Consider the following 4,409-nt stretch of genomic DNA (forward strand, 5'->3'; position numbering starts at 1 on the left):
AGTGTAGTTCGTGGTAACTGACTGCTAATCATGGGTAATCAGGTACCAGAAAAACCCCAACTTCTGGCGCGATCTTGGCTCGGGGGACATCAAGTCCGGACTCTTCATGCGCCTTGGCCATCACGGGGAGAAGATATGGCTGGAGGCGACCTACAACCCCATCTTCAACCACGAGGGCAAGGTGGTCAAAATCATCAAGCTGGCGAGCGACATCACGGAGCGGGTGGAAAAATCCATCTCCACCCGGGAGGCGGCCCAGAAGGCCTGCGCCATCGCCAGCGAAACCGTCGCCAGTGCCGCCAAGGGGCGGGAAGTGATCGACAAGGTGCTGGAGACCTCCTCTCACATCAACACCTCGGTCAACGAGGTGAGCAAGCAGATAGATCTGCTCAATCAGCAATCCAAGAGCATAGAGTCCATCATCTCCACCATCAGCGGCATCGCGGATCAGACCAACCTGCTGGCACTCAATGCCGCCATCGAGGCGGCCAGGGCTGGCGAGCAGGGCCGGGGGTTTGCGGTGGTCGCCGACGAGGTGAGGCAGCTGGCGGCCAGAACATCGACCTCCACCAACGAGATCGTCTCGGTCATCAAGCACAACTCCGACATCACCTCCAAGATCACCCAGACCGTCTCCGTCGTCTCAGGCAAGGCGGTGGCGGGGCAGGATCAGGCCAACATCATCGCCGACGTCATCAAGGAGATCATCGAGGACGCGAACTCGGTCTCGGACACCGTCAAGAGTCTCTCCATCTGAGCTCGGGGTACGCCATCCAATAAACAACGCGGGGCCTGGCCCCGCGTTGTTTATTGTCATTCAGGATGTGTGAAAAGGCGTCAATCCTCTCCCTGCAGATAGTGCCTCGCTTCCTCGTCGGCCTGACCCAGGGCCAGCTCCCACAACTCGGCGATGCAGAGCCCCTCCTCCCCCACCGCCGCTTCCTCCAGGGCCTCCAGGGCCCTGGCATCGGCCAGGGTGAAAGGGTGGTGGCTCAGTAAAGCTTTGGCCTCGGCCAGCAACTTCATGTCGCTCATGGTGTGGCTCCTTCATGGCCAGCATAGGTCCCTGTCCAGACTGTAGCCGATCGGGGGAAAGTCAACTCTGGGCGGCGGCGCTGCGCACCCGGTTTTTGCCAGCGGGCAACTGACCGACCCCGATGCCGGCCAGCACGGCGGCGCAGGCAACCCATTGCAAGGCACCCAGCGTCTCCCCCAGCAGCAGATAGGCGAGCAGCAGGGTAAAGACCGGGATGAGGTTCACATAGGCGGCCGCCAGGGTCACCTTCACCTGGGTGACAGACCAGTTGTAGAGCAGGTAGGCGCCGAGCGTCACGAAGGCGCCGAGGAAGAGGATGACCCCCATGTCCTGCCAGTCCCAGGTTGCAGGCCAGGGGGCACTGAAGGCGAAGGGAGCGAAGAAGAGGGTGCCGACGAAGGCCTGCAGGGCGGTCAGGGTCAGCACGCCGTAGCGGCTGGAGAGCTTCTTGAACACCACTGAGTAGGTGGCGGCGCAGAGCATGGCCCCCATCTCCAGACTGTTGCCGAGCAAGGCATTGGGAGCGAACTCATCGGCACCCTCGGCCAGCCCCAGCAGGGCGATACCGCAGATGGCGATGGCAAAACCCAGCAGCTGGCGTCGGCTCACCCGCTCCCTCAGCAGCACGAAGGCCACCAGGGCCACCATCAGGGGCAGCAGCGCGCAGACCATGCCCGCCTGCCCGGCACTGGTGTAGCGCAAGGCGTTGACCTCCAGCAGAAAATAGAGGCAGGGCTCCAGGGCGCCCATCAGGGCCAGCCAGCGCCAATCCCCTTTTTGATAGTGGAAGTTGCCGAGGTGACGGTAACACAGCAGCCAGCAGCCCGATGCCACCGCCATGCGCATAAACAGCACCTGGCCGAAGGACCAGACCTCCAGCACATGTTTGAGGGCGATAAAGGAGCTGGACCAGAGCAACATGGCCAGGGTGAGGGTCAGTATGGGTAGCGGGCGCACAATGCCTCCATGAATTGGGCCCCCGAATAATAACCATACGGCCTTGCGGTTGTCTAAAGGCACCTAACATCAGATAATACCGCCGCCTTCACACCGGAAAACCCATCGTCAATGACTGAGTACCTGCTTTTACTGGTCAGTACCGTGCTGATCAACAACTTCGTGCTGGTGAAGTTTCTCGGCCTCTGCCCCTTCATGGGCGTCTCCGGCAAGCTGGAAACCGCCATCGGCATGGGACTGGCCACCACCTTCGTGATGACGCTCGCCAGCGCCTGCTCCTATCTGATGGAGCACTATATCCTGATCCCGCTGGACATCGCCTACCTGCGCACCCTGGGCTTCATCCTGGTGATCGCCGTGGTGGTGCAGTTCACCGAGATGGTGATCCGCAAGAGCAGCCCGACCCTCTATCGCCTGCTCGGCATCTTCCTGCCCCTCATCACCACCAACTGCGCCGTGTTGGGCGTCGCACTGCTGAGCATCAACGAACGTCACAACTTCATCCAGAGCATCATCTACGGCTTCGGGGCTGCCTGCGGTTTCTCGCTGGTGCTGATCCTGTTTGCCGCCATGCGTGAGCGTCTGGTGGCCGCCGACGTGCCGGCCCCCTTTCGCGGCGTCTCCATCGCCATGGTCACCGCCGGCCTGATGTCCCTGGCCTTCATGGGCTTTACCGGCCTCATCAAGATATAGCGCTATGACTCACATACTCTTTGCCATCCTGGTGCTGGCCCTGCTGGCCCTGGCCTTCGGCATCATTCTGGGCTATGCCGCCGTCAAGTTTCATGTGCAGGCCGACCCCATCGTCGACAAGCTAGATGCCCTGCTGCCCCAGACCCAGTGCGGCCAGTGTGGCTACCCGGGCTGCAAGCCCTATGCCGAGGCGCTGGCCAACGGCGACAAGATCAACAAGTGCGTGCCCGGTGGCGATGCCACCATGCGCAAGATAGCGGATCTGATGGGGGTCGAGCCCCAGCCCCTGGACGGCGGTGAGCAAGCGGCTACCCCCGTCAAGAAGGTGGCCTTCATCCACGAGGACATGTGCATCGGTTGCACCAAGTGCATCCAGGCCTGCCCGGTCGATGCCATCCTCGGCGCCACCAAGGCGATGCACACCGTCATCGCGGCCGAGTGCACGGGGTGCGATCTCTGCGTCGATCCCTGCCCGACCGACTGTATTGAAATGATCCCGGTGCCGACCACGGTCGACAACTGGAAATGGGATCTGGCCAAGGTCGCCATTCCGGTCAAGATAGTGGAATAAACAGCGGAGTAACCATGCAGCATCTGCTCGAACGCATCAAAGCCGGCACCCTCTGGGATTTCCACGGCGGCATTCATCCCCCCGAGAACAAGCACCAGTCCAGCCTGACCCCTGTGGTGGACGCAGGCCTGCCTCCCCAGCTCATCATCCCGGTGCGCCAGCACGCGGGTCCCGCCGGCGAACTGCTGGTACAGGTGGGAGACAAGGTACAAAAAGGCCAGCCGCTCACCCGCTTCGACAAGGGGCGCATCGTGCCGGTGCACGCCTCCACCTCCGGCACCATCACCGCCATCGAGCAGCACACGGTGGCGCACCCCTCCGGTCTTGATGATCTCTGCATCATTCTCACCCCGGACGGGGACGATGCCTGGGGTGAGCGCAGCCCCCAACCCGACTATTGGAATCTGGAGCGGGGCGAGCTGCTCGATCGCATCCAGCAGGCGGGGGTCGCTGGGCTCGGTGGCGCCGTCTTCCCGACCCACAGCAAGCTCGATGGCCGCGGCCAGCTCACCGAGATCCTGATCGTCAACGGCCTGGAGTGCGAACCCTACATCACCACAGACGATCGTCTGATGCAGGAGTATGCCGACGAGATCATGGAGGGCATCCGGGTGCTCAAGCACCTGCTCAAGCCCAAGCTCACCCTGATCGGGGTGGAAGACAACAAGCCGGCGGCCATCGACGCCCTGACCCGCCATGCCACAGACGCGGATGTGCTGGTCAAGTCGGTGCCGACCAAGTACCCCTCCGGCGGCGCCAAGCAGACCATAGAGCTGCTCACCGGGCGCCAGGTACCCAAGGGGGGCCGGGCGGTCGACATGGGCATCATGGTGCTCAACGTCGCCACCGTCTTCGCCATCAAGCGCGCCATCATCGACGGCGAGCCGCTCATCTCGCGCATCGTCACCCTCACCGGTGACGCCTTCAAAAAGCCCGGCAATGCCTGGGTGCGCCTCGGCACCCCGGTGCGCTGGCTGCTGCAGCGTTTCGAACTGCAACCGGAGGCGGATCAGCGGGTCATCATGGGGGGCCCCATGATGGGCTTCACCCTGCCCCATGCCATGGTGCCTGTGGTCAAGGCCACCAACTGCCTGCTCTCCCCCACCCGCGCCGAGCTGCCTCCCCCCGGCCCCGAACAGGCCTGCATCCGTT

Annotated in this window: 5 protein-coding genes and 1 pseudogene; 4 read left to right on the top strand and 2 right to left on the bottom strand. The window is 62.8% G+C overall.

Annotated elements, in window-relative coordinates; all coding sequences use genetic code 11:
- Positions 1 to 43: 43 nt before the first annotated feature.
- Positions 44 to 757, top strand: a pseudogene (locus BN1127_RS22970) (methyl-accepting chemotaxis protein); the annotation flags it as partial.
- 80 nt (positions 758 to 837) lie between these two features.
- Here BN1127_RS22970 and BN1127_RS04540 read toward each other — a convergent pair.
- Complete coding sequence (locus BN1127_RS04540) at positions 838 to 1,035, bottom strand: hypothetical protein (protein WP_042648673.1); 198 nt, start codon at positions 1,033 to 1,035, stop codon at positions 838 to 840.
- A gap of 61 nt (positions 1,036 to 1,096) precedes the next feature.
- A complete protein-coding gene (locus BN1127_RS04545; protein ID WP_042648674.1) occupies positions 1,097 to 1,993 on the bottom strand; it encodes a DMT family transporter in 897 nt (298 codons plus the stop codon).
- A gap of 111 nt (positions 1,994 to 2,104) precedes the next feature.
- On the opposite strand from BN1127_RS04545, the gene rsxA reads away from it, so the two are divergent.
- The 3 genes from rsxA to rsxC form a co-directional block, all read left to right on the top strand.
- Complete coding sequence (rsxA, locus tag BN1127_RS04550; RefSeq protein ID WP_005326871.1) at positions 2,105 to 2,686, top strand: electron transport complex subunit RsxA; 582 nt, start codon at positions 2,105 to 2,107, stop codon at positions 2,684 to 2,686.
- A 4-nt stretch (positions 2,687 to 2,690) separates the two neighbouring features.
- Complete coding sequence (rsxB, locus tag BN1127_RS04555; protein WP_042648675.1) at positions 2,691 to 3,257, top strand: electron transport complex subunit RsxB; 567 nt, start codon at positions 2,691 to 2,693, stop codon at positions 3,255 to 3,257.
- Positions 3,258 to 3,271: 14 nt separating this feature from the next.
- Positions 3,272 to 4,409, top strand: a 1,138-nt coding sequence (gene rsxC / locus BN1127_RS04560) for an electron transport complex subunit RsxC (protein WP_042648676.1), incomplete at its 3' end; no start/stop codon positions are given.

This window comes from Aeromonas media, from assembly GCF_000819985.1.
GTDB classification, from domain to species: Bacteria; Pseudomonadota; Gammaproteobacteria; order Enterobacterales; family Aeromonadaceae; genus Aeromonas; species Aeromonas media.

What these genes read in the sequence shown, in the direction of transcription:
- BN1127_RS04540 (WP_042648673.1), bottom strand. Translation starts at nt 1,035, where the DNA reads ATGAGCGACATGAAGTTGCTGGCCGAGGCCAAAGCTTTACTGAGCCAC.
- rsxA (WP_005326871.1), top strand. Translation starts at nt 2,105, where the DNA reads ATGACTGAGTACCTGCTTTTACTGGTCAGTACCGTGCTGATCAACAAC.
- rsxB (WP_042648675.1), top strand. Translation starts at nt 2,691, where the DNA reads ATGACTCACATACTCTTTGCCATCCTGGTGCTGGCCCTGCTGGCCCTG.